Annotated in this window: 1 protein-coding gene; it reads left to right on the top strand. The window is 63.6% G+C overall.

The window, feature by feature from the left end; genetic code table 11:
* Positions 1–35 precede the first annotated feature (35 nt).
* Positions 36–557: hypothetical protein (locus tag U4Y91_RS36590; protein ID WP_321809129.1), on the top strand; the 522-nt coding region annotated here is incomplete at its 3' end.

Raw genomic sequence — 557 nt, 5'->3', positions numbered from 1 at the left:
CGATCGAGCTGTTTGCCGACGAGAGACCGGTCGACGTGGAGGTCGAGAGCGAAGCGACCGAGCTGTCGGTCGAGCTGAGGCCTGTCGACAGCGAGCTGATGCCGGTCGAAGTCGAAGTGGACAGCGAGCTGATCGAGCTGGTTGCCGAGGACAGACCGGTCGACGTGGAGGTCGACAGCGAAGCGACCGAGCTGTCGGTCGAGCTCAGGCCCGTGGACAACGAGTTGATGCCGGTCGAAGTCGAAGTGGACAGCGAACCGATCGAGCTGGTTGCCGAGGACAAGCCGGTCGACGTCGAGGTCGACAGCGAGCCGATCGAGCTGTTTGCCGACGAGAGACCGGTCGACGTGGAGGTCGAGAGCGAAGCGACCGAGCTGTCGGTGGAACTCAAGCCAGTCGACAGCGAATTGATCCCCGTCGAGGTCGAAGTGGACAGCGAGCTGATCGAGCTGGTTGCCGAGGACAGGCCGGTCGACGTGGAGGTCGAGAGCGAAGCGACCGAGCTGTCGGTCGAGCTGAGGCCGGTCGACAACGAGCTGATGCCGGTTGAAGTCGAA

It is taken from the genome of Burkholderia sp. BCC1993 (assembly GCF_905339865.1).
Lineage (GTDB): Bacteria > Pseudomonadota > Gammaproteobacteria > Burkholderiales > Burkholderiaceae > Burkholderia.
Note: the sequence above shows the minus strand (reverse complement) of the source record. Positions and strands in the feature narration are given on the sequence as shown.